Source organism: Lysinibacillus sp. UBA5990 (assembly GCF_002429815.1).
Classification (GTDB): domain Bacteria; phylum Bacillota; class Bacilli; order Bacillales_A; family Planococcaceae; genus Lysinibacillus; species Lysinibacillus fusiformis.
This window is the reverse complement of sequence record NZ_DJAY01000010.1, coordinates 122,152-147,199: the sequence shown is the minus strand read 5'-3', so window position 1 is coordinate 147,199 and position 25,048 is coordinate 122,152. Positions and strand designations below refer to the sequence as shown.

19 protein-coding genes are annotated in these 25,048 nt (G+C 37.2%); 4 read left to right on the top strand and 15 right to left on the bottom strand.

Annotation, left to right across the window (positions count from 1 at the left end; translation table 11 throughout):
• Window positions 1-160: 160 nt before the first annotated feature.
• From B3D94_RS07380 to B3D94_RS07365, 4 genes are all read right to left on the bottom strand, one after another.
• Window positions 161-1,027: a GNAT family N-acetyltransferase gene (locus B3D94_RS07380; protein ID WP_036122751.1), complete on the bottom strand. Its 867-nt coding sequence runs from the start codon at window positions 1,025-1,027 to the stop codon at window positions 161-163.
• Window positions 1,028-1,394: 367 nt separating this feature from the next.
• The gene (locus B3D94_RS07375) at window positions 1,395-3,227 is read right to left on the bottom strand and encodes an ABC transporter ATP-binding protein (protein WP_291756158.1); all 1,833 of its coding nucleotides are present in this window, start codon (window positions 3,225-3,227) and stop codon (window positions 1,395-1,397) included.
• Window positions 3,227-4,948 (bottom strand): ABC transporter ATP-binding protein, encoded by a 1,722-nt coding sequence (locus tag B3D94_RS07370; RefSeq protein WP_291756156.1) that lies wholly within the window; start codon window positions 4,946-4,948, stop codon window positions 3,227-3,229. Before B3D94_RS07370 ends, B3D94_RS07375 begins: the two co-directional genes overlap by 1 nt.
• 66 nt (window positions 4,949-5,014) lie before the next feature.
• Complete coding sequence (locus B3D94_RS07365) at window positions 5,015-5,908, bottom strand: DMT family transporter (protein WP_291756154.1); 894 nt, start codon at window positions 5,906-5,908, stop codon at window positions 5,015-5,017.
• Between the two features lie 186 nt (window positions 5,909-6,094).
• Here B3D94_RS07365 and B3D94_RS07360 point away from each other — a divergent pair, with 186 nt between their 5' ends.
• Window positions 6,095-8,119, top strand: coding sequence for a GGDEF domain-containing phosphodiesterase (locus B3D94_RS07360; protein ID WP_258269785.1), 2,025 nt, complete (start codon window positions 6,095-6,097; stop codon window positions 8,117-8,119).
• Between the two features lie 53 nt (window positions 8,120-8,172).
• On the opposite strand, the gene B3D94_RS07355 is transcribed toward B3D94_RS07360, so the two are convergent.
• Window positions 8,173-8,649: a threonine/serine exporter family protein gene (locus B3D94_RS07355; RefSeq protein ID WP_036122739.1), complete on the bottom strand. Its 477-nt coding sequence runs from the start codon at window positions 8,647-8,649 to the stop codon at window positions 8,173-8,175.
• 12 nt (window positions 8,650-8,661) lie between these two features.
• Window positions 8,662-9,414, bottom strand: a complete 753-nt coding sequence (locus tag B3D94_RS07350; RefSeq protein WP_069479884.1) for a threonine/serine exporter family protein — start codon at window positions 9,412-9,414, stop codon at window positions 8,662-8,664.
• 326 nt (window positions 9,415-9,740) lie between these two features.
• On the opposite strand from B3D94_RS07350, the gene B3D94_RS07345 reads away from it, so the two are divergent.
• The gene (locus B3D94_RS07345) at window positions 9,741-11,147 is read left to right on the top strand and encodes a polysaccharide deacetylase family protein (RefSeq protein WP_069479883.1); all 1,407 of its coding nucleotides are present in this window, start codon (window positions 9,741-9,743) and stop codon (window positions 11,145-11,147) included.
• A 57-nt stretch (window positions 11,148-11,204) separates the two neighbouring features.
• Here B3D94_RS07345 and B3D94_RS07340 read toward each other — a convergent pair whose 3' ends face one another.
• From B3D94_RS07340 to B3D94_RS07325, 4 genes are all read right to left on the bottom strand, one after another.
• A complete protein-coding gene (locus B3D94_RS07340; protein ID WP_291756147.1) occupies window positions 11,205-13,301 on the bottom strand; it encodes a beta-propeller domain-containing protein in 2,097 nt (698 codons plus the stop codon).
• A gap of 133 nt (window positions 13,302-13,434) precedes the next feature.
• Window positions 13,435-14,628 (bottom strand): acyl-CoA dehydrogenase family protein, encoded by a 1,194-nt coding sequence (locus tag B3D94_RS07335; RefSeq protein ID WP_069479881.1) that lies wholly within the window; start codon window positions 14,626-14,628, stop codon window positions 13,435-13,437.
• A 9-nt stretch (window positions 14,629-14,637) separates the two neighbouring features.
• Window positions 14,638-15,810 (bottom strand): saccharopine dehydrogenase family protein, encoded by a 1,173-nt coding sequence (locus tag B3D94_RS07330; RefSeq protein ID WP_069479880.1) that lies wholly within the window; start codon window positions 15,808-15,810, stop codon window positions 14,638-14,640.
• A 26-nt stretch (window positions 15,811-15,836) separates the two neighbouring features.
• Window positions 15,837-17,315, bottom strand: a complete 1,479-nt coding sequence (locus tag B3D94_RS07325) for an aldehyde dehydrogenase family protein (protein WP_291756142.1) — start codon at window positions 17,313-17,315, stop codon at window positions 15,837-15,839.
• A 413-nt stretch (window positions 17,316-17,728) separates the two neighbouring features.
• Between B3D94_RS07325 and B3D94_RS07320 the strand changes: the two genes are divergently transcribed.
• Entirely contained in the window at window positions 17,729-18,529 is an 801-nt protein-coding gene (locus B3D94_RS07320) for a TIGR00266 family protein (RefSeq protein ID WP_012292620.1), read from the top strand.
• A gap of 533 nt (window positions 18,530-19,062) precedes the next feature.
• On the opposite strand, the gene B3D94_RS07315 is transcribed toward B3D94_RS07320, so the two are convergent.
• Window positions 19,063-19,293, bottom strand: coding sequence for a hypothetical protein (locus B3D94_RS07315; RefSeq protein ID WP_291756140.1), 231 nt, complete (start codon window positions 19,291-19,293; stop codon window positions 19,063-19,065).
• A gap of 198 nt (window positions 19,294-19,491) precedes the next feature.
• Here B3D94_RS07315 and B3D94_RS07310 point away from each other — a divergent pair, with 198 nt between their 5' ends.
• Window positions 19,492-19,674 carry a hypothetical protein gene (locus tag B3D94_RS07310; protein ID WP_175422973.1) on the top strand — a complete coding sequence of 61 codons (183 nt, stop codon included), beginning with the start codon at window positions 19,492-19,494 and terminating at the stop codon, window positions 19,672-19,674.
• A gap of 572 nt (window positions 19,675-20,246) precedes the next feature.
• Here B3D94_RS07310 and B3D94_RS07305 read toward each other — a convergent pair.
• The 4 genes from B3D94_RS07305 to B3D94_RS07290 form a co-directional block, all read right to left on the bottom strand.
• Window positions 20,247-21,209, bottom strand: coding sequence for a 2-hydroxyacid dehydrogenase (locus tag B3D94_RS07305; protein ID WP_291756138.1), 963 nt, complete (start codon window positions 21,207-21,209; stop codon window positions 20,247-20,249).
• A 218-nt stretch (window positions 21,210-21,427) separates the two neighbouring features.
• A complete protein-coding gene (locus B3D94_RS07300; protein WP_291756136.1) occupies window positions 21,428-22,720 on the bottom strand; it encodes a globin-coupled sensor protein in 1,293 nt (430 codons plus the stop codon).
• A 291-nt stretch (window positions 22,721-23,011) separates the two neighbouring features.
• On the bottom strand, window positions 23,012-23,845 hold the full coding sequence (locus B3D94_RS07295) for an undecaprenyl-diphosphate phosphatase (RefSeq protein WP_012292617.1): 834 nt from the start codon (window positions 23,843-23,845) through the stop codon (window positions 23,012-23,014).
• A gap of 103 nt (window positions 23,846-23,948) precedes the next feature.
• Window positions 23,949-25,028 carry a metallophosphoesterase gene (locus B3D94_RS07290; protein ID WP_069479875.1) on the bottom strand — a complete coding sequence of 360 codons (1,080 nt, stop codon included), beginning with the start codon at window positions 25,026-25,028 and terminating at the stop codon, window positions 23,949-23,951.
• Window positions 25,029-25,048 lie beyond the last annotated feature (20 nt).

The following is a 25,048-nucleotide window of genomic DNA, read 5'->3' as shown; positions in this document are numbered from 1 at the left end:
CCACGAACTAGGTGCTTCCTTCGGAGGAGACTTCTTTTTAGGCAGTGCTGGCATGCGCATAATCATGACTCCTTTCATAAGGCTTATTAGTACTATATGAAGATAGTACGCAATTATGCTAAAAAGGACGATGAGTTAATATCACTCCTCGCCCTTTTTGCTATTGTTTTACATAATAATCAATTTGTTGCGCCTTCATAAAACCAGCCTTTTCATAGACAGATATTGCTTTTTTATTGTCTATTTCAACATCTAACATGACGAAAGTGGCACCCGTTTTACTTGCATAATCCTTTGAAAAGGACAATAAAGCCGTCCCAATACCTTGTCCTTCACAATTTGGGTGGACTGCAAGGGCTGTCACCCACTGAATTTCATTTTCCTGAGCTGTCGTCACCGTGCCAACAACTCCTCCATCTCGATAAGCAATCCATAGCTTTCTTCCATTAGTGGACGTATTAAAGGCGATGAGCTCTGTTGATTCTTCTGGTAAATCACCAAATGCTTCACTATAAATAGCAATTAGCTCAGCCTGTTCGCCATTATAGGGAAGAATAGTAATATCGCTTCGTAATGCTACAGGTTCCGCCTTTGTTTCTAAGGTTGCTTCTGAGAAGCTGTAAACATAATCTTTATTTTCAATAAATGTGTGTCCATGTGGGGAACCGTCAATAACAACAGCTAACTGACCCTCTGCCCCTCGCTCTTTTAGCCCAACTTGTATGCCTTCAACTAATGCAGTCCCAATCCCCTTTTGGCGATATGCAGGTGTCACCACTAGTGACCACTCATACGTATGGAGTCCCATCAAATCAATGGCACTTGCAACACCAACTAACAAATCTTGATCATCCTCATACGCTAATACCATAAAGCCCTTCGATTCAAAAGAGCTAGCCATTGGCACATTCAAAATTGTTTCGTATACTCGATAATCATGAATTGTCGCTTCTTCACATAATAATTTTACTTCCTTCAATGTTTCTCCATCCAATGGGAAAGACACTGTCATCACTGAAATATTCATTGTTTACTCCGTTCCTGTATCAGACTATTGCCCTATTGTAGCAAGAATGAAAATAAGCTGGCAACTAAATATATTATCACCCTCTATTAATCAGAATTTTACTTCAAATAATCCAATAATAAAAGGATTTTTACTATAAAAGTTCACAAAAACAACTATAATTTACTATGAATTCTAGATATATAATAACCAAACAAACTCATAAAACTGTCACTATTAACTCTTTTCATCTAGTTACTTTCAAACTATATACTATTCCCTACTTTTTTATATTAATTATACTATTTATTCAAATTAATTACATTTATTAATATGACTAAAAAAGAGCAATTTCAAATGAAATTACTCTTTTGATAGTTGTCAATGGCTATTCTTCTAAATGATGGGGGGATGAATGGAGCATTTGAGAATATAGACCTCCCGATTCAATTAGTTTTTGCTGTGGACCAGCTTCCACTAGCTCACCTTTATGCATAACTAATACCATGTCGGCATTATGCACTGTATTTAATCGGTGTGCAATAACAAAGCTTGTGCGGCCTTTCATTAATGTATCAAGTGCCTCTTGAATCGCCATTTCTGTTACTGTGTCGATACTACTTGTCGCTTCATCTAACAATAAAATTTTCGGATCCGCAATAAGTGCACGTGCTATTGATAGTAATTGTTTTTGGCCTTGTGAAATTTCTCGTCCATCTGCAGCAAGAATTGTATTGTATCCATCCTTAAGCTTCATGATAAAATCATGTGCATTAGCACGCTTAGCTGCTTCTTCAATATCAGCATCACTTGCATCTAATTGACCATATCGGATATTTTCACGAACAGTTGCCTCAAATAAAAATGGATCCTGCAATACAAAAGCCATTTGGGAACGCAAGGATGGACGATCAATGTCCTGAACATTAATGCCATCAAATAACACTTCGCCCTTTGTCACTTCATAGAATCTTGCAATAAGTTGAAGAATTGTCGTTTTCCCTGCTCCTGTAGCTCCTACAAGCGCTACCGTCTGCCCAGACTCTACTTTAAAATCAACATTTTTTAATGTGTAAGATTCCTGGTCTTGTTCATATTTAAAATACACTTGCTTAAAAGCTACATGTCCCAATAGTTGATGATTTTTCGCTGAGGTAGATTCTACTTCCGGTTGTTCGTCTAGTAACGCAAATACTCTCTCTGCACCAGCAATAGCTGATAGCACTGTATTAAATTGGTTTGCTAAATCATTTAACGGCCGTGTAAATTGCCGAGCATATTCTGTAAATATAACGATAACCCCTATTGACACATGCCCATATAAAGCAAGTACGCCCCCTATACCCGCGACAATAGTAAAGCTCATATTATTTAAAAAGTTCATGACCTTTGGAATATAACCAGAATATGTCTGTGCCCAAAATCCTGTTCTTCTTAACCGCAAGCTTTTTTCCTGAAACTCTGCCTTCATTCGTTCCTCTTGGGAAAAAGCTTTCACAATGCGCTGTCCAGATATGGTTTCTTCTATCATGCCGTTCAGGGCCCCAATAGCTGCTTGTTGCTCCTTAAATAAAGGAGCAGTTCGACGTGTAATCCAACGCATCGCCCAAAACATAATGGGAATAATGGTCATAGTTAAAATGGTTAGCAATGGACTTAAGCTCAGCATAATAATAATGGTTCCTCCAAGCGTTAATACACTTGAAAACACCTGAATAAAGGAACTATTCAGCGTTGAGCTGACAGCTTCTATATCATTCGTCATACGGCTCATTAATTCGCCATGCTGACGACGATCAAAGAAGGCAATCGGCAGTCGTTGAAAATGATCAAATACATTTGTTCTTAGTCTATAAATTGTTTGCTGAGCAATACCAATCATCCAATAATTTTGTAGGAACAGGGAGACGGCTAGCAACAAATAAATGCCGATCAATAAGACAATCCCCTTACCTAAGCCAACTAGCTGTCCATGCATAACATAGTGATCAATCATTTGGCCAATTACATATGGGCCTATTAAAGCCAAAATCGAACTAGTCATCACTAGTAAAAGGACTACGATAAGAAGTGCTCGTTGCTCATCGACAATTTTCCATAACCGTAGCAATGTACTTTTCCAATCACTTGCTCGTGGCCCTTTCTTTTTCTTCACAGCCTGCTGAAGATCATCTTTAGTCAAAATCGGCTCATAGCCAAAAGGTTTTTGGAAAAATCCCATTATTCCTCCACCTCCTGTTGAGAGACTGCAATTCTTTTATAAAGTGTCGAAGAGTGTAAAAGCTCTTCATGGGTTCCATAGGCAACTACTTTTCCAGCATCAATAAGTAAAATACGGTCTGCACCTTTAGCTGTACGAATTTTTTGCGTGACCACAAGCATCGTAGCATGTTCTTCGCTTAGTGCCTCCCAAAGTGCCTGTTCTGTTTTAACATCCAATGCACTTGTACTATCATCGAGCATTAATATATGTCCCTTTCTCAAGAGTGCTCTCGCAATGGATAGCCTTTGTTTTTGCCCTCCTGATAAGTTGACACCTTTTTGCCCAACCTTTGTATCATAACCATTTGGAAAATCCTCAACAGATGCATGGATTTGAGCCTGCATTGTAGCCTGTAATACAGCGTCCATTTCAGCATGCGTATCTCCCCAACGCACATTATCGGCAATACTGCCTGTAAATAACAAGGACTGCTGAGGGACATACCCAATGACTTCACGTAATTCTTGTAAATCCCACTGTTGAACATCCTGTCCTTCTACTAATATTCTTCCTTCTGTTACTTCATAAAAACGCGGAATAAGCTGTAACAAAGTGGATTTACCAGCACCGGTTGCCCCCATAATCGCTAATTTTTCACCCGATTTAACTTTGAAATTGATGTCTGATAGGACTGGCACCTCTCCGCCTGGATACGTAAAACTAACATGTTCAAACGTTAATTCACCATAGTGTTTACCATGGCTGATTTCCTCTGAAAACGAAACATCCTCAACCTCATTTTCCATAGAAAGAACTTCAGCCATACGCTCAGCTGAGGCCTTTGCACGCGCATAAAAAATAATAATAAATGCGAACATTGAAAACGAGCCTGTCATACGCATCGCATAGTTAACAATCGCTACAATATCTCCAAGTGGTGTTGTCCCTGCCGCAACTTGTTTTGTACCAAACCATAGGACAGCGAGCAGACTCATATTCATAATGAATAAAAGAGCTGGCATAATGTATTCCATTATGCGTAAAGCCTTGACAGTATCGAATTTCAAACGAGATGCAACTTCATCAAAGCGTGAAGCCTCATATGTCCCACGTAAGTATGCTTTCACTAAACGTATGGCCTGTAAATTCTCCTGTAAAACCCTATTTAAACGGTCTACTCTTTTCTGCACCCGTCCAAAATAAGATACGCCCTTTGCGACCATAAAAATAAGAAAAATTAAAATGATAGGTGCACCTATGACTAAAAATAAGGCTAAATTTGCATTCACAATAAAAGCCATTACTATACTTCCTATCACGGCAAGAGGAGCCCGAAGCATAATACGTAAACTCATAAACAGCACCGTTTGTACCTGTGTGACATCATTAGTTAATCTTGTAATGAGTGATGCCGTAGAAAATTTTTGATAGGTAGCTAGTGTAAAGGATTGGATTTTATCAAACATGGCATTTCGTAGATCATAAGAAAAGCTTTGAGCAGTATGGGATGAAAAATAAGAATTAATGATTCCCGCCATAAAGGCAACGAATGAAAGTACGAGTAAAACAGCACCCCATTGCATAATCATTTCGTGATTTTGAGCTCTTACCCCGTCATCAATGATTTTGGCCATAATAAGCGGCTGTACAAGCTCTACAAACAACTCTAATAACATTAAACATAAAGCAAAAATAGCTGTCCATTTATAAGGTCTTACATAGGAAAAAATTTCTTTCACATTCTTTCCCCCTTGTCCTAAGATGAAATTTATAGCTAGTTAAAAATTACTACCACAATAGTATATTTATGCTTTCTCACCCGCGATCGAAAGCCATGTTACACACACAAGCATAACGAATACCCCTACTAATTGCCAGAATCCTAAAGAAGTACCAAAGACAATAACTGAAATAATCATGGCCGTTAATGGTTCAATGCTGGAGAGGATACTCGTCTCTACAGCTGTTATATATTTCATACTACTTAAAAACAATATGAAAGCGACTGTTCCAAAAAATATTAAAGCAATCATTAAAAGTAATGTCTTAAAATCATTGAAAACGACCCATTGGTTGGACAGCCATACTCGACTCACTATACCTAATGTGAGCCCACCTATTAGCATCCCCCAGCCAACTACTAACAACACATTCCACTCTCTCATTAAACGCGCAGGATATAATGTGTAAAAGGCAAAGGTTAAACCTACTGCTACACCCCATAGCAATGCTTTTGGACTAATGAGCAAACTATCAAATGAAGCGTTCGTTAGTAGTAGAAATAACCCCATAAGGGTACCAATAATTCCTATTACTTGATATTTTGGTGGCCATTTCATTAAACTAAGAGAGACATATGCCACAACAAATATTGGCGCTAGAAACTGTAGTAAGGTCGCTAGCACTGCATTACTTTCATGAATCGCTGCTACAAATGCAAATTGAACACCTAGCATACCTACAATACCAAAGACAATGAGCTGTCTACCCCATAGTTTGTGCTGCCAAATACCAAAAATATTTTTTCCAGTTAACAATAAATATGTAAGTAGTATCATACCTGCAACCGATAAACGGATTGTTAACATAAAGGAAACAGTCAATGATGTATGGTTCAGTAACCACTCCATCAAGGGGCCAGTCGCTCCCCATAATATAGCACCCGAGACGATAAATATTATTCCTTTTAAACGTTGCATACCAATCCTGCTTCCTATATACGTACTAAAAAATGTTACTTTTCTTCAAATCTTTTCTTGAACATCATTAGAAAAGTCCTAATTCTTTTCATTATCAAATATTTACAAATATATTCATAATGACTAATTCCATATAATTATCTATAATATTAGTATATATTGATTACCCAAGGAGATCGAAAACTCATGAGTCATATGCATAAATCATTTACGATTGATGAACATTATTTAAATTCACTTCCTTTTCCTGCAATTATCTTAAATCAAGATGGACAAGCCACTATCTGGGGAAAGAGTGCTGAACATCTGATTGGTTTATCAACTAATGATATTACAGGAAATACTACTCCATCTATACACGAAAATCTACTACGTCAGCTTCCAGTAGAAACTTTTCAAGCTATCCTACGAAGCGAGGAAAGTACGTATATAGAAAAAATTCAAATTCACACCTCTTTAAAAACAGAAATGTCGACAGCACTGCTTGCAAAACCTTATACAGAGCAAGGAGAACGTTTGATTCTCATGATTTTTATGCTGCCAGAATTAATGACTAATACCGTCTCTCACTGCAGTACATTTGTAGACCTTAAACAAGGATTGGATGCTACATTTATGACTGTAACACTTGACCACGATGGTTTCATCTTAGAATGTAATAATGAATTTCTAAAAACAAGCCAATGGACGCCAAAGCGTGTTATCGGCAAAACATTTTGGCAGTTGTTTCCAGATAATGACAGTAGTGAAAAAGTGACAAATATTATCTGGCGTAATTTAAACAACGGGCACACATGGCAAGGTGAAGTTGAAAAAATCACCAAAGCGGGACAATCCTATTGGGTATTACTAACGGCTATCCCAACCTTTAATCTGGAAACAGGTGAACAACAATTTTTCTTAATTGAAAAGGATATTACTAAATCAAAAACTATCCAACACCAACTTGAGAAAATAGCTTATATCGACACGGAAACTGGGCTAATGAATGCCCACCGACTTGAAAAGGTCATTAGCAATATGATTGAGGATGACAGACACTTTTCATTTGTTTATTTAAGTATAGATAAATTTTATACTTTAAAAGAACTACACGATCAACAAATCGATCAAAGCCTAATTATTGAATTTACAAATCGCATTAAGATGTATTTCCAAGATAGCACGATGGCGCGTATCAATGAAAATGATTTTGTAGTTATCACACCTTTAAGTGAATGGTTTATTCAAGGCTTTTTATCATACTTACAACAGCACCCTATTTATAGTGGCAATATTGCTGTACCAATCTCTATTAGTGGTGGTATCACTAGATATCCTGAAGATCAAACAACATTTTCTCAGCTTATGAAAGCTTCTATTGCTACTATTTCAACTGTGCGTGAAGCTGGCGGAGATAAAATTGTGTCACTATCAACAGCGACACATAAAGCTTTAAATCGTAAAGCATTAATTGAAAAGCGATTACTACAAGCACTTGATCAAAAGAATTTAAAGGTCTTATATCAGCCTCAAATCGATGTTTATTCTGGAAAAATTACAGCTGTTGAGGCACTTGTACGTTGGGAAGATGAAGTGATTGGTGTGGTTTCACCTGATGAATTAATTCCAATCGCGGAAGAAACAGGATTAATTAATAATATCGGTTCCTTTATGCTTGAGAGAGCTTGTGAACAGGCGTTAATTTGGAAAAAAGCTGGCCATGATTTAAAAGTATCTATCAACTCTTCTGTACGAGAGTTCCGAGATAAAAACATGGCTAAGTCCATTCTAGAAATGATTGCTAAAACAGGCTGTCCAGCAAACCTTCTACAAATTGAAATCACTGAAAAATTTGCGTTAGAGGCAGAAGCTGCAACATCTATTGCTCAGCAAATGCGCAAATTAGAAAACGAAGGCATTTCCTTTATATTAGATGATTTCGGTACGGGCTATGGATCATTTAGATATATGCAAATTTTGCCAATCGATACAGTAAAAATCGATAAAACGTTTACGAATTCTCTGTTAAAATCCGAAAAGAGCCAAAAGCTTATGAACGGTATGGTACAGTTAGGTAAATCTATGGAACTTAAAGTTGTAGCTGAAGGTGTCGAAACGGCAGAACAGGCTGATTTGTTAATTACTTATGGTTGCGATGCTATTCAAGGCTACTATATTAGTAAGCCTGTAACATCGGATGAAATCGAGGCATTGCTTGTAAAAAAATAATACGATATAAAGGAGGCTGCGTATCATAGCATACACGCACCCTCCTTTTATTTTCATTTTTTATAGACCTTTTGGAATTTCACTTTACTTGAACGGACTGAACGGAAAATGAGTTGAATAATTACTTCTGCAAAAACCAGTCCAATAACAATAGCCCCTGTTATTAGAAATGCCTTTAAACCATATTGTAAGCCTTGTAAGTAATCATCCTCTACAACATTTCTCATGGCATTATAGGCCATGCCTCCTGGCACTAACGGAATGATTCCACCAACAATAAAAATAATCATCGGTATTTTAAAGCGCCGCGCATATAGATGAGCCACGATGGCAATGACAAACGAACCGAAGAAAGAGGCTTTAACAACATCCATTCCTTGCTCTGTTAAAATATAATAAATAATCCAGCCAATTACCCCAACAAGCCCGCAATGAAGTAGCGTCTTTCTAGGTACATTAAAAATAATGGCAATTCCAGCTGTAGCGAAAAAACTAACAACTAATTGTATGATAATGTCCATTATGTGCATACTAGTCGCCTCCTAAAATCCTAGGGTGACGGCAATAGCTGCCCCTATGGCAAAGGCAGTTAAAAAGGCTTCTGCTCCTTTTGCCATCCCTGACATAAAATGACCTGCCATTAAATCACGAACTGCATTCGTAATCAAAATTCCAGGTACAAGCGGCATAACAGAACTAATTATGATTTTATCTAGCTCTGTCCCGTACCCATACTTTACTGCAAAGAAGGCAACAAAGCCGAGAACAAGTGATGCTGTAAATTCAGAGAAAAATTTAACTTTTGTTAAATGATTCGTTATTACAAGCACGAGGAAACCTGCCCCCCCTGCTAAAACAGCGATAGGAAAATCGGACCACCCACCCTTAAACATAATAAGGAAGCAACCACTTGCAAAAGCAGCCGCAATAACTTGTAAATAGGTTGGTAAAAAATAATTTGTTTTTTGTATCGACTTTAGCTCGTCATAAGCTTCTTCTAATGTTATCATGTGAGATGTGAGTCTCCGAGATACTGAATTTACCAAGGCTATTTTTTGTAAATCTGTAACCCTGCTGGAAATTGATGAAATTCTCGTTGGCTGTGTCTTGCCTAACGAAAAAATGATTCCAGTCGGTGTGGCATAACATTGAGCATTCGGCATATTTTGAGAATGTGCCATCCTCAGCATCGTATCCTCCACACGGTATGTTTCTGCACCACTTTCAATCATAATACGCCCTGCAAGCAACAAACAGTCAATCGTAAGTTCATTATCCGCTTCTTGTAAGACCATTGCAGCTATCTGCCTCCTTCAAAATGTTCCTTGCCAATAGTATCGAACTGCCATTAAAAACACAACTGAAAATTTCAGCAAAAGATTGGGTTTTTTTCAATTTAATTTTACATAATTGATCTTTGGTTGTTCTATTTTTAGTAAGGATTTTTTATCCACTAATACAGTAGTATAACCACGTTCGATATACTACTTCAAGAAGGAAAAATGGCTAGCATTAATTTCTATAAATTAACAATAAAAGTTTATAGATTTGTATAACTTTTTTCATGATTGGCACGTCTGATTGTATAGAAAATAAAAATGAGGGGAGCGTATCCAACACCATGCAGGAACGCAGAAAAAAACGCGGCCCACTAATAGATTTTTTATTACTTGGCCTCATTGTAGCTTTAACAACTATTATACTCGTTATTATCCTATCAAAGGATGAATTTAAGTTTCAAAAAATTAGTGCTTCAAAAGAAACCGATACAGAATCGGTTAATAGTAATATATCAACGGAAAGTTCTGCGTTTCCAGGGATACGAATTGTAACAGATGTTTCTAATGATAAACGTACACCTTTTGCCATTCATTACCCACAAACAGATAACGAAGTTTTTAATGATACCGTATTACACTACATAACGGATTCAAAAGAAAACTATCTAGCCTCTATGAAAAAAGATAAAGAAGTTATGGGTGAATTAAATATTAGTCTTGAAACATTTCCGTACCGAGAGCATTACTATTCATTTGTGCTAACAAAGATGCTTTACGTAGGTGGAGCTAACCATGAGGTCACAACGAAAACATTCTTTATTAATAACGAAACTGGCGAGCAAATAACTATTCAAACATTATTACAAAATGACGAGAATAATTTATCGACGTTAGCCGCAAATGTGCGAAAAGATTTGCAGAAGAATCTCCAAATAAAGGATGAGCTTTTAAAGGATGAATTATTAAAAGCTACTGAACCAAAATGGTCCAACTTCACTCGCTTTGCAATTGCAGACGATTCGTTACAATTCTATTTCGATGAATATGAGATTGCTAGCGGGTCAGCAGGTGCCCCAATAGTGAAACTACCACTTTCGCTCATTAACCCATTGTTAGCCTCTGATTTTCAAATTGCTATGGAAAATGTAAAACCAATTACACCACCACCTACTGGTGATCCAAATAAAAAACGAATTGCGCTGACTTTTGATGATGGTCCACACCCAAAAGTGACGGAGCAGATATTAAACATTCTCGATAAATATCACGCAAAAGCAACCTTCTTTATGCTTGGTAGTCGTGTACAATATTATCCTGATATTGCAAGAGATGTACTTGCACGTGGGCATGAAATCGGAAATCACTCATGGAATCACCCGGTTTTAACGAAACTTACGCAAGAACAAGTGATGAAAGAGTATAATACAACAGCCTCTGAAATAGAGAAGGCTATTAATCACGGTGCCACTGTTTTCAGACCACCTTATGGAGCAACTAATGACACGATTGACGCTGAGATTCCTGTTCCAGTCGTGCTTTGGACAATTGATACATTAGATTGGAAGCATCGTAATGCACAGCAATTATTGCCAAATGTAAAAAATAATCTACACAATAATGCAATAGTACTAATGCATGATATCCATCAATCTACTGCAGATGGGCTCGATGCTGTTCTTGCTTATTTACAAGGTCAAGGCTATGAATTTGTAACAGTTTCTGAGATTTTGCCCTACCGTCAAAAGTAAGATCTACCATAAAGAAAAGTCCAATGAATTCTAATTGAATTCATCGGACTTTTTTTGTCATTTAATGATTAATGTATCTAGAGGTTTAAAGTCTTTTAACTGATAGCTCTTCACTTCATTACGCGCTACTGTATAAAGAGCGTCCTCTATATAAACAACCCTTTGTACGACCTGCTCCCAATTTTCATATGGCTCACCGTTCGTAGCATTCATAATATTCCCTTTTAGAGCAATTCCTTTATCTGCAGTAATTTCATAAATTTGAGCACCCTGACCTTTATAAACAATGTTGTCTCCTTTACCCGCTTCGTATTGGACAACTGGGAAGCCAAAGTAATTGTATTCCTTATTTCGGAATAGCGCTTTTGGATTGTATTGAACTTCAGAATAGGAACCCTTTCCGCCAATTTTCACGGTGGATTGTTCTTTTGGATTTTTGAAGTCTGATACATCAAATAATGACATTTTCATATTAGTCGTTACTGTAAAATTACGCTTCGTATACGAATCATAGCGTTGTTCTGTATCATAGCCAATTCCAATTAAATGTGTGTCATCTAATGGATGCAAGTAATTACTAAAGCCCGGAATTTTTAACTCCCCAAGGATTGCTGGTTTTTTCGGATTTGCTACATCAATGACAAACAGTGGATCGACTTCCTTAAATGTCACCACATATGCCTTATCTCCCATAAAACGAGCAGAATAAATCTTTTCCCCAGGTGCCATATCTTTCACTGTACCTAGTGCTTTTAAATGTTCATCTAAAATAAAGAGATGGTTATAGGAGGTACTCTTCTCATCCCACGTATTACCTTCTGTTGTAAAGATTCGTAAGTTGCCCTTATATTCATCCATAGAATATTGATTTAATACAGTCCCCTTTACTTCAGTACTACCAGTGAAATTCAATGTTGTTCCATCTATATTCCATTTGAAAATTTGCGTGTCAGCTGCTCTCGGCATCCATATCATATCCATAGCGCGTTTCTCTAATGGTATAGCGTTAGTACCTTCATAAATTGGCGTTGTTAAATATAGTGCATTCTCTGACATATAAAGTCCACTACTGCCGCCCAAGTATCCTTTTGTATTAGCCGTTGTTTTGGCACCATTTTTTAAATCGATAGCTGTAATTAAACTATAGGTACCATCCATTGTATTAGGCAAAATCGAAATTTTTTCTAAAGGTAAGCTTTTGAACTTTTCTCCTGTCAAACTATCATATGTTTTTGGTTTTAAATCTGCTTTTTGCTCTTGTTGTAATACCCAATAGTTCGGATACATATTACCAATTAAATAGAGTGTGTCTTTTGCAATCCGGATATCCTTTAGATATCCTTCTTGCCCCACATCACGTATATGTTTTGGATTATTTGGATTAGAAATGTCATAAAATGAAGCTGTGACCATTCCCGTGCCTGCTTTTTCAATATATTGATCTCCAATCGCTATTAATAAATTATCATATAGCGCAAGCTTTGAAATATATTGCGACTCTTTCAGCTTAATATTTGCAGCCTGTTTTAAATGCTGAGGATCTTTAGCGTTCACAACTGTAATGCTTTGATCTTTTGCAGTAAAAATAAAGCCGTCTTTGACAACAACAATATCGCCTTCTTCTACACCTTCCACTTGATTATTAGTTGTAGACTCGTTATTCGCTGTTGCTTTATCTTCACTTTTCGCACTTAGAGACATCTCTTCTTCTCCAATTCCACCTCTTGGAGCCTTTAACAAATTCTTAAAATATTGTTCTAATTCTTTTTCTGATTGAACGGTTGTTAACGTTTCAATAATTGTAAATGGAATAACTTGCGAAGCTACATTAAGTCCTCCCTGTGCAAAGGCTTCTTTTTTTACATGTAATTGATAACTGCCTGGTACAAGTTCCTTTACAACTAGTGTTTTTTGATCTTCTAACAATACAATCGTTGCTGGTACTTTTCCTCCTTTTTTTGTCGTTACATACACATTGTCTTCAGTAATTTTACTTTTCTTTAAGCTTACAGAGAATGATGCCTGCCAACTTTGGGTAGCCATACCCACACTAGCAGCCTTTGCAGTGACCTCTGTATTCATTGCCCATGTGAAAATACCAGGCACGATCGCTATAACAGCTATCAACATGAATGCCAGCCATTTACTTTTCATTATTTTACCTCTCCTTCATATACTTGTTTATCCATTAGACTAAGAAAAAGATGGAAAGTTACATTATTCTGAAATTTTTTAAGGAGTAGTTACCCCTACACAAAAAAACGAAAGGGAATAATTTCCCCCTCGTTTATTCTGCAAACGGCCATTTCGGTAGCTTATTAGCTAATGGCTTATCTTGGCGTCTACCTAATACATAATCTGCCTGCATAATGGTATGAATTTCTCGAGTACCTTCATAAATAACAGGTGCTTTCGAATTCCGCAGATAGCGCGCAACTGGATATTCATCTGAATAGCCATATGCACCATGAATTTGTACCGCATCATCAGCAGCCTTATTGGCAAAATCGCACGCCTGCCATTTCGCTAAAGATGTTTCTCTAGTATTACGAATACCTTTATTTTTCAATTCACCTACACGATAGACCAATAGACGGCTCATCTGGTAACCAGCCTCCATATTAGCAATCATTTGTCCGACAAGTTGATGCTCTCCTATAGGCTTACCAAAGGTTTCACGTTCATGACAATATTTCACGCTTGCCTCTAGACACGCTTGGATCAAACCGACAGCCCCCGCAGCTACAGTGAAACGTCCATTATCTAGGGCAGACATGGCGATTTTAAAGCCTTCTCCCTCTGCACCGAGACGGTTTTCTACTGGTACACGTAAATCTTCAAAGAAGAGCTCACCTGTATTGCCTGCACGAATCCCGTATTTCCCTTTAATAGCCTTTGATGTAAAGCCTGCCATTGAACGTTCAACAATAAATGCACTAATACCATGATGGCTCTTGGACTTATCTGTATAGGCAAAAACGATAAAGTGATCAGCTATATCACATAAGGAAATCCATGTTTTCTGTCCATTGATGACATAATGATCCCCATCACGAACAGCTGTAGTAGACATAGCTGCTACATCTGAGCCAGCACCCGGCTCAGTAAGACCAAATGCACCGATTCGTACTCCTTTTGCCTGTGGAATAAGATAGCGCTGCTTTTGGTCTTCCGTGCCCCATTGCATTAATGTCATACTATTCAGACCAATGTGAACGGATACCGCTGTTCGGAATGCTGTATCTCCACGCTCCAGCTCCTCGCACACAATAGCAAGGGAATTATAATCCATTCCACTCCCACCATACTGCTCTGGCACACAAACGCCCATTAGCCCAAGCTCCGCGAGCCTCGACCAAATTTTAGCATCAAAGCCCCCTTCGGCATCCCACTTTGCAATATAGGGAATAATTTCTTCATCAACAAATTGCCTTACCGTTTTTCGTAGCATTTCATGCTCAGTGGACATGTCAAAATTCATGGTCAGCACCTACCATTTCACAATCATAGCAGACTTATGAGACGTCTCTTTTATTACTACACCACGTTTGGCCATTTCTTCAATATACGTAGCGCCAGGGACTACTGATTCAGGCGGGAAAACACCGTGCTCTTTAATAACACCCGCACCTATCATCTGAGCTACAACCGAAATAGTATTAGCTGTAGCACGAGCCATCGCTGTTTCATTGATAGTCATATCCTTACGCACAACCATTTCATATTCATATGTCACTTGTTGTTGTGCTTTTTCACCAGCAACAATGACACGTAATAGAACCGCATCTGGTTTTGTTCCCAACTCCAGTTTCTTTTTAAGCGCCTCACGGACTACAGAACGAACAGGCACCTCTTGATTATCAACCTCTACCTTATTCGCTGAATCAAGGAAGCCTAAATCTGCTAATAGCTTAAACTTCTCTGCATGTCCCTTATAACGAATAGTTTTATACTCTAATGTGCGGACATTTGGGAATGTTTTATACAATGTGGAAATGCCTCCAGATGTATAAAATGCCTCAAGCACACCGAAATCATCAAAATAAATAGGCTCAACACCTGAAAGGGAAGGGACCTCTTGTAATTTGCCCTTTTGAATCGTTTTTGAAGGCTCAGTATAATGATCAAAAACACCATCTAAAGAAAATACACGTGTATAATAAAGCGGAGGCTTTGGTTCAGTTGGAATGCCGCCCACAAATAGTTTAATAGACTCCACATCATCTAATTTTGAGGCACCATAGCCCGCTAGAATATTGATCATACCTGGAGCAACACCTAAGTCAGGGATAATTGTGACACCTTTTGCTTTTGCTTCCTCATGAAGATCTAATATATTTTCGGTAACACCACCTATATGGCCACCTAAATCTACAGAATGTACACCCGCTTCAATGGCCGCTCTCGCAACTCGCTCGTTGAAGGAATAAAATAATGCATTGATGACAACATCACCTTTTGAGATGACCTTCATTAACGAATCATCGTGCTCTGCATGGAGCTCTACAACTTCAACCCTATCTGTATTTAAAGTATCCACAAAGTCCTGTGCCACTTTTACATCGATATCACCTAAAAATACACGATCGACTTTATCATTTTTTATTAAATCACGAGCTACCTCTTTACCCATTAAACCTGCACCTAATACAACAACTTTCATCAAGAACATCCCCTTTCGTTGATCTGTTACTCTGTATCGATTTGTGCTCTTTGTAATTTACCACTGTAGTCTACGTAAATGCTCTTCCACTCCGTATATACATCTAGGGCTGCAACACCTGAATCTCGATGTCCATTGCCAGTTCCTTTTGTACCGCCAAATGGTAAATGGATTTCAGCACCTGTTGTGCCGGCATTTATATAAACAATACCCGTATCTAATTCACGCTGTGCGCAGAAAATAGTATTAACATTTTGTGAGAAAATTGAGCTTGATAAGCCAAATTTCACGCCATTATTTACTTCAATTGCTTCCTCTAAGCTTGCTACCTCAATTAGAGAAACGACAGGACCAAAAATCTCTTCTTGGGCAATAATCATGTCCGGCTTCACGTTCGTAAACAATGTAGGCTCGTAATAAAACCCATTGTCATATGGTGGCTCATTTAAAATTCTACCCCCAGCTAGTAACGCGGCACCTTCCTGCTTGCCTATTTGTACATAGTGATTAATTTTTTCCAATGCAGCTTTATTAATCACCGGCCCAATTTTAACTCCTTCGTCTAGACCATTCCCAATTGTGAGTTTTTGCATTTCATCTAGGAGACGATTTTCTAATTGCTCTTTAACATCTTTATGCACAATTACTCGGCTACATGCTGTACATCTTTGACCAGCGGTACCAAAGGCACTCCAAAGTATACCCTCTGTAGCCAGTTGAAGATCTGCGTCATCCATAACAATGACAGCATTTTTTCCACCCATCTCCAAGGAAATCTTTTTCAAATGCTTACCGCCAAGCTCCGCTACTTTACTGCCTGTTGTCGTCGACCCAGTAAAGGAAATGACCTTAACATCAGGGTGTTCAATGAGCGCAGTCCCTACTGTCGGTCCTGTACCAAACACAATATTTGCTACTCCATCAGGTAAACCTACTTCTTCAAAAATTTTACCCATTTCATAAGCCATCATAGGTGTCTCATTTGATGGTTTCCAAATGAATGTATTACCCGCCACAATTGCCGGGAATGATTTCCATGTAGCGATTGCAACAGGGAAGTTCCACGGCGTAATAAGTGCTACGACTCCAATTGGTGCCCTTACACTCATTGCAAACTTATTGGCCAATTCAGACGGAGTAGTTTCGCCAAACAACCTACGACCCTCTCCTGCCATATAATAGGCCATGTCAATTCCTTCTTGTACTTCTCCTCTTGCTTCTTCAATTACCTTACCCATCTCTTTTGTTAAAACGGTCGCCAAATATTCCTTTTTTTCTTTCATTTTTTGACCGATGGCATATAAAAATTCTGCACGCTTTGGCGCAGGCACAAGTGCCCAGCTCTTTTGTGCTTGTTTGGCTGCTACTACAGCCTCATCTACCTCATTAGAAGTAGATAATGGTATGGTAGCAAGTTGCTCACCATTTGCAGGGTTCGTCACTGCTATACTTTGTAAATGTGAATGTGTGCTCCATTTACCACCAATATAGTTTTTAATCTCCACTCCATACACCCCCTGAAATACTCTATGATGCCTCAGCTTTTGTTACCAGTTGTATTCCTCAGGTACAAAATCTATGAATCTTAATAGAATAAAATACTTCAATATTCCGAATTTTCAAGATGTGATATACCCTGTCATACTATGATTATCAGTGACAATTGCCAGAGGCTTTATTTTCACTTAACTGCTTTCCCTCTATTAGAGAATATTCCAAAAGGAGGAATCGCTTAAGGTTATGTATATTCATAACACCCTTAGTTATATGAAAATAAATAATACACATTCTAGTTTTTTATATTCGCCATTTTCTATTTAATTCCCTTTTTTTCTAAATTATTTAATTTCTTATTGAAACCAAAGTGTTTTATAATCGTATAGAATATCAATAAATTTACTTTTGGAGGAATCCCTTTATGAATAATCATGAAATTGACTACAAGTTATTTGGTGACGACATGCAATATGTGCAAGTTGAGCTTGATCCACAAGAAACAGTTGTGGCAGAAGCAGGCGCTTTAATGATGATGGATGACTCCATCCATATGGAAACTATTTTTGGCGATGGTTCAAAAGGCGGCTCACAAAGTGGTCTAATGGGCAAATTATTAGGTGCTGGTAAACGTTTAGTAACAGGTGAAAGCTTATTCATGACGACATTCACAAATGTTGGCTCAGGTAAGAAGCATGTTTATTTCGCCTCCCCGTACCCAGGTAAGATTATTCCGATGGATTTAAGTCAATTAAACGGGAAAATTATTTGTCAAAAAGATGCGTTCTTAGCTGCAGCTAAAGGTGTTTCTGTGGGCGTAGAATTCCAGAAAAAAATCGGTGTAGGCTTCTTCGGTGGAGAAGGCTTCATAATGCAAAAGCTTGAAGGCGATGGTATGGCATTTGTACATGCAGGAGGAGCCATTCATGAAAAAACATTGCAGCCTGGGGAAGTTTTACGTGTAGATACAGGATGTTTAGTTGCAATGACTTCAAATGTAGATTACGATATTGAACTTGTAGGCGGTGTAAAAACGGCACTATTTGGCGGTGAAGGAATTTTCTTCGCTACATTACGTGGACCAGGAACTGTCTGGGTACAATCATTACCATTCAGCCGTTTAGCAAGTCGCGTCTTTGCAGCGGCACCAATTTCACAAGGCGGTGGCGGTCAGTCAAAGGGTGAAGGCGGTATTGGTGGTTTATTCGATTTATTCAATAGATAAAAAGAAGGAGCATATCCATCAGTGATATGTGTAGCTTTTTAATAAAGTTCGATTAAAAGTAAATTGCAAACGCTGATTTTATACAGAAAGAAACCAACTGTTTTGAAACAAATTTTGATCAAATCAGTTGGTTCTTTATTTAACTAGTTTAGTTTTTATAAAAAAGTTTGACTATTTCGGGATGCGAATATTCAATTAAACAAGGCATAAACAAAGATGACCTATTTTATTATTTGATCCCTAAAAATTTAAATAAAACAAAGGGCTAATCTTCAATTGAGTAGATTTTGCCCTTTTTCTACGGACTGTTAGGACATGGAGATTTCTCATAGTACATCACAGGCACATCATTCACGTAAATTAATGCAACATCAATATTTTAACAAATCTTGCTCTCACCCTTTAGCAAGGTTCTTATGGTCTGCTTCACCAATAAATTATTTGCATTTATAGTTGTCACTTCCCCTGTATTTCCCCCTCACACAACTCCGACAAAAAATGAAAAAGAATGGTTAACGCTACTCTTAGAAACTTTACTGTTCCTCTTTCTCATTACAAGAAAACTCATAACTCTGAGTTAACTTATTAGTAATTACTAATTCGTACTCTCCATCTTTTTTTAAACACCCTGAAGAAAGCAAGCCTATTTCTTTGTTATTAAAATAACTTTTTACAGCAATTAATATTGCAAATACCAGTAACAAAGTAAAAACAATTATTATGGCAATTTGAATACAATTATAATCCCCATTAACATTCTTCACATAAATCTCCCCCTTTAAGCTATAACTAATTAGATTTTATCCAAAATATTGTATTAAAGGAAGGAATCTCTATAAAATCAAAATTATTTCTCATGTGTTTTATTAGTTTATTTTTCTTAAATGCTTGTACTAACAATGAAAACAAGGATAGTTGGAATTTAAAGATTCAGAATGTTGAAAACTACTCTAAAGAAAACGGTGATAAACGCAAACATCGTTTGGTTTGTTCCAATAGTAGTTGGTGCAATTATTGTTGCTGGTGGTATTATCTTTTCTGCCCTTTACTTTTCTCATAAAGAAAAAATGACCCTAATTGATAAGTGTTACGCTAACGGTGGTTATCCAGAAATTGATTCAAAGGACAAAGCAGGAGCTAGCTAAAGGAACCACTGATGGTGGAGCTGCAACTAAAGCAGGTGGATATAAATTTGAATGTAAGAAAAAGAAGTGAGGCTGGGACATAACTAATTAGTTCCTTCATAAAGCCGAATAATCTCTAAATTACCAAAACACAATAAATAGAAAAACCGAACTATTCCGAGCTTTTCCGTGGATAGATCGGTTTTTTTGTTGGCAATTATAAAAGCTTTTTGTTACTTTGAAATAAAGTTTAATTAAAAACACCTTACAAACCCGTATTTTACGGTAAATAAGAAGAATCCATTTTGTGTTGGTTTAAAATAAAGTTTAATTAAAACCGTGCTACAAATGCTGATTTTACAATAGAAGAAACCCATCCATTTTGAAAAAAGATTAATCACAATGGATGGATTTAATTTTGTGAAGGAGTTATTTTTTATAAAAAAGTTTGATTAAAACTCACTTAGAATTCTTACATCAAAAAGGGACAAAATGGTGCAACTTTTTTAAAAACAGTAGAACTTTATTTTAAACCATACATCTTTTTTATAAACGGTACAACTTTATTTTAAATCTACAATATGCTCCATTTTTTAATCAATTCGATTTGAAATGGCCTTGCCCTGTCCATAAGCAGCCAATGCTTTCACATTTAACATGAGCATAGCTGTTCTTGTTTCTAAGGACGCACTACCGATATGCGGCAGTGCCACTACATTCGGGAGTGTCAACAATGGATGATTCATAGCAACAGGCTCCTGTTCAAAGACATCTAGCCCTGCTGCCCATAACTTGCCACTTTTCAAGACATCGTATAGAGCTGCCTCATCAATAATTCCACCGCGTGATGCATTTATTAAGACAGCATCCTCTTTCATTAACGCTAATTCATGTACGCCAATGAGACCCTCAGTATCACTATTGTAAGGTGTCATAATTACAACAAAATCAGATTGTTGTAAGAGGTCCTCTAATGACACATACCGAAAGCCATACATTTCTTCCGCCTCATGTCGACGTCTTCGATTATTATATAAAATTTTCATTTCAAAACCTTTTGCTCGTCTAGCAACAGCCTGACCAATTCGGCCCATCCCTATTATTCCAATCGTCGCCCCTGATACGTCTTTACCAACCAGCTGCATCGGGTACCAGCTTTTCCATTTCCCCTCTCGTAAATATCTCTCACTTTCTGGAATTCTACGAGCAGTTGCAAGCAGTAAGCCAAATACTAAATCAGCCGTTGTATTCGTTAAGACACCAGGCGTATTTGTCGCCATAATACCTCTTTTTCGTAAAGCCTTCACATCTATATTGTTAAAACCAACTGCTAAATTTGTTACTAGTTTTAGGTTTGGTGCTTGCGAAAGTAATTCCTCATCCACTTGATCTGCAATTGTTACCCACAACACTTCGCAATCAGCAACAGATGCAAGTAGTTTATCGCGGGGGATGACAATCTCCTCCTCTTCCCACTGAGAAACTTCATAAAACTCTTTTAATGGCTCAACAATATGTGCAGGAAACTTACGTGTAATAAATAATTTCTTTTTCATGTTCCAAACACCTCTCTACTCATTTCCCTAATTCGCCTATAGCGTAACACTTAAGGGAAGCATTTTCTAGAGGTTTCTAGTTTGCAACCTTCTATATTAATCGGTAATTTCCCTTTTCATCAGCCTAAAGACTTTGTTTATCCGTGAAATCAATCATTTTATCCACTTTACAAGCATAAAAAAACTATGCATAAGCTGTATGCATAGTTACATCTCATTTAAAATTCTCTAATGGTCGTATTTAAACGATTGGCAACTCTCTCTAATTCCTCAGAGGATTCACCAATTGTCTCAATAATATTTGCTAAATCTGATATTTGCTTTCCTACGTTTTGGAAATTTGAAATGGAATCCTCCACGGAGGTAGATATTGCATCAAATGCCTTTAAGGACTCGGCATTCCGTTCAATACTATTATTTACGAGCTCTTGTATATCCTGTATAGCTTGAACTACTTGTGTTGTAATACCATTCGACATCTGAATTAAATCAGCGATCTGCTCAACTGAGCTTTTCGTCTGATCCGCTAGCTTACGTACTTCATTGGCAACAACCGCAAAACCTTTGCCATGCTCCCCAGCACGCGCCGCCTCAATTGCCGAGTTTAATGCCAATAAGTTTGTTTGACCCGAAATACTTTTAACCATTTCAACCACAGCATTGATTTTTGAAGAGGATTCGTCCAGCTGCTCCACCATATTAGCCATTTCAAATGTCTTATGATGAATTTTCCCTGTTTGTTCATTAATAGAAACAATCTTGGCATAGCCTTCACTTGAAACCTTTTGCATCGATTCTGCCTCATGAATGCTATCCTTCAATGAATCGTTCACCTTTTGGGCACTATTAACGAGCTCTGTTACTGTATCCGATGTATTTTGTGATTGAGCCTCTATGTCAGTAGAAATCCCACCTATTACATCCTTTACATGCTCTCGAACGTTATTGCGTTGTTCCTCAATTAATGTATTTGCATAGTTATCGTATTCCTCTAAAACAATTTGTTGTTCAAAATTACATATTTTACTGATTGCATCGCAAAATTTTTCTTCCTCCCCTTTAGATAAACGAAGTTCAAAAATTATCTTACGTAAAGATTTTTCTAGAATTTGAAAGGCTGCTAAATACCATTTCGGATATAAGTTGATCTTCACATGCATTTTTGCCACGCGTCTACGCTTTTCAAGGAAAGCTTCATCTATTCTCCCCTCGAACATTTCAATAATATGATGGCGTAATGTTTGACGTAGGCGCTCACTGGAACTATGCCTTTGAATAACTTCACGTAATGCTGGCACACTTTCAATTGCATGATAAAATGCCGCTACAACTCCCACAACGTTTCTTTCCACATATGGCTTTAAACTATTAATTAATTGAAGATCATATACGCTTAATTCCACAAGATTCAATTGCAATAAACGATCAGGATCTTTAATAAAAATGCCTATATTAGCTTCATTACTTATTTCAATTGTATTTATCTTAGATCTACTTACAATTTGAAACATTTTATCCACCTCATATTATAATCATATACCGAACTAAGTCTATAATCCTACATGCTATTAAAAAACAACAAATAAGTAGATACTTTATGTATCAATTATAATCCCAAACCTACCAAATGAACAATATATGGGTAAATTTTGTCTGTATTTATTAAATACAATATTACATTTACCCTAAAAACAATACTATGTACCTATTTTTATTCATTTTAATTGAAAGATGGATTGAAAAACCAATAAATTTAAGACAAAAAAGCCACCGCTTCTTGTGAAAGAAGAGTGACTTTTTGTTTACATGAAAATAATTACGCAAAGAACTGCTGCTAAAACTAAACGATAAATTGCGAAAGGCATTAATTTCACTTTTGAAATAAGTGCTAAGAAAAACTTGATTGATAGTAATGCAAAGATAAATGAACTAATAAATCCGACAGCGTAGAATCCGAAATAATCCATCGATAATGTATCCCAGTTTTTCAAAACAGATACTAAACTAGCTCCTGCCATGATAGGTACCGCCATGATGAATGTAAAATCGGCTGCAACACGGTGACTCATACCAAATAATACCCCACCAGAAATGGTCGCACCTGATCGTGAAAATCCTGGCCATAAAGATAAACATTGAACTAGCCCAACTTTAAAGGCTAAACCATATGAAATCTTATCTAAAGAATCTACTTTTGGTTTTCTTGGTGCTAATTTATCCGCTGCAATCATTAGGATTGCCCCTGCTACTAGTGCATAAACAACATGCTCTACTTTAAACAGATGATCGTCAATAAAATCCTTAAATGCAAACCCTAAGACAACTGCTGGTAGCATACCGACAATAACATGCAATAAGTTAAAACGTCTATTAATGGACTGAGACTGACCGTCAATTTTGTATAAGCCAACTAGGCTTAACATTCGCTTCCACATCACCACGATAACAGCTAAAATGGAGCCCAATTGTACAACAATTTTAAATGTGTTGGCAGGATATTTACCTAAAAACTCCTCTGTTTTTAACCACATATCGTCAACAATAATCATATGGCCAGTTGAAGATACCGGGGCAAATTCTGTCATACCTTCAACAAAGCCTAAAATCAGTGCTTTTAATAACTCTATAATTTCCACCTTGTCACCTTACCTTTATTAATCAAATACTCACTTATTATAAATTACTCCATTTTCATATACTACTGCTATTTCACCTATAAGTCACCCACAGCTCTAGCCATTAACGAAATTTCAAATCCACTATCCAAAGCTCTGACCTACTACCGATCCTCATAGGCGGACCCCAGAAGCCATAGCCTGATGAAACAAGTGTATGCATCTGGTCTTTCAACTTATAACCATAATCCAGTTCAAACACTCGAGCGGTAATATACTGATTTGGCCACAGTTGACCTTTATGCGTATGACCTGACATATGTAAATCCACCCCTAGTTTTGAAGGGGTTAACAAATCGTCAGGCGTATGATTCATTACGAGCCATGGTAAGCTTTCGGAAGACTTTAACTCTTCTAGTGACTTTCTATCATTATTCGTCCTGTCCTCTTGCCCTGTTAATATAAACGCATCATCTATACGAATTGTTTCATCAAGTAGTATATTTACATTGGCATTTTTCATTTCTTTTATAAACTCAGGAATTTTTTTACCATAATATTCGTGATTACCCAATATGCCATAAGTTCCATATGTAGATGTTAATTGTTTCATGACATCTGCCATTTCCCCTTGAACAAACCATTTTGGATCATCATCGACAATATCTCCGGCTAGCAACACAATATCCGGCTGCGCTTCATTCGATAAGTTAACAAAACGTTGTAAATGCCTTTTATGCGATAAAACACCTAAATGAAAATCAGATGCCATAACAACTCTCAATGACTTCAGTTCACTATCCTTCTTATCAACAGTTAGTTCTAAATGACGAATGACTGGAGAATAGGCTAAATAAGAACCGATAATACTTAGCATAAATAATACAGCAACTGCTATACTACCAATTATTTGTACATTTTTAAAGGGTGTTAGCCAAATAATCAATTGTGCAGCTAAGCATAGCAATAAACCGTATTCAAAAACAAACATCCAGTAATCACCAATAACTGAAAAGAATCGTAAGGACTCATGTAATCTTCCTATAACAATACTGAAAGCGACAAGGTACAATACTAACCAATATAAGAGTGGGTAACGGAACCATCCCATAGCCCCTAGCCACTGCTTTACTCCCCACCCCAAATAGAAAGTCAACGCACTATAAATACTAATTAAAAGTATACCACCGATTACTTTTGGCATAACTTCGTCCTCTACTTTCC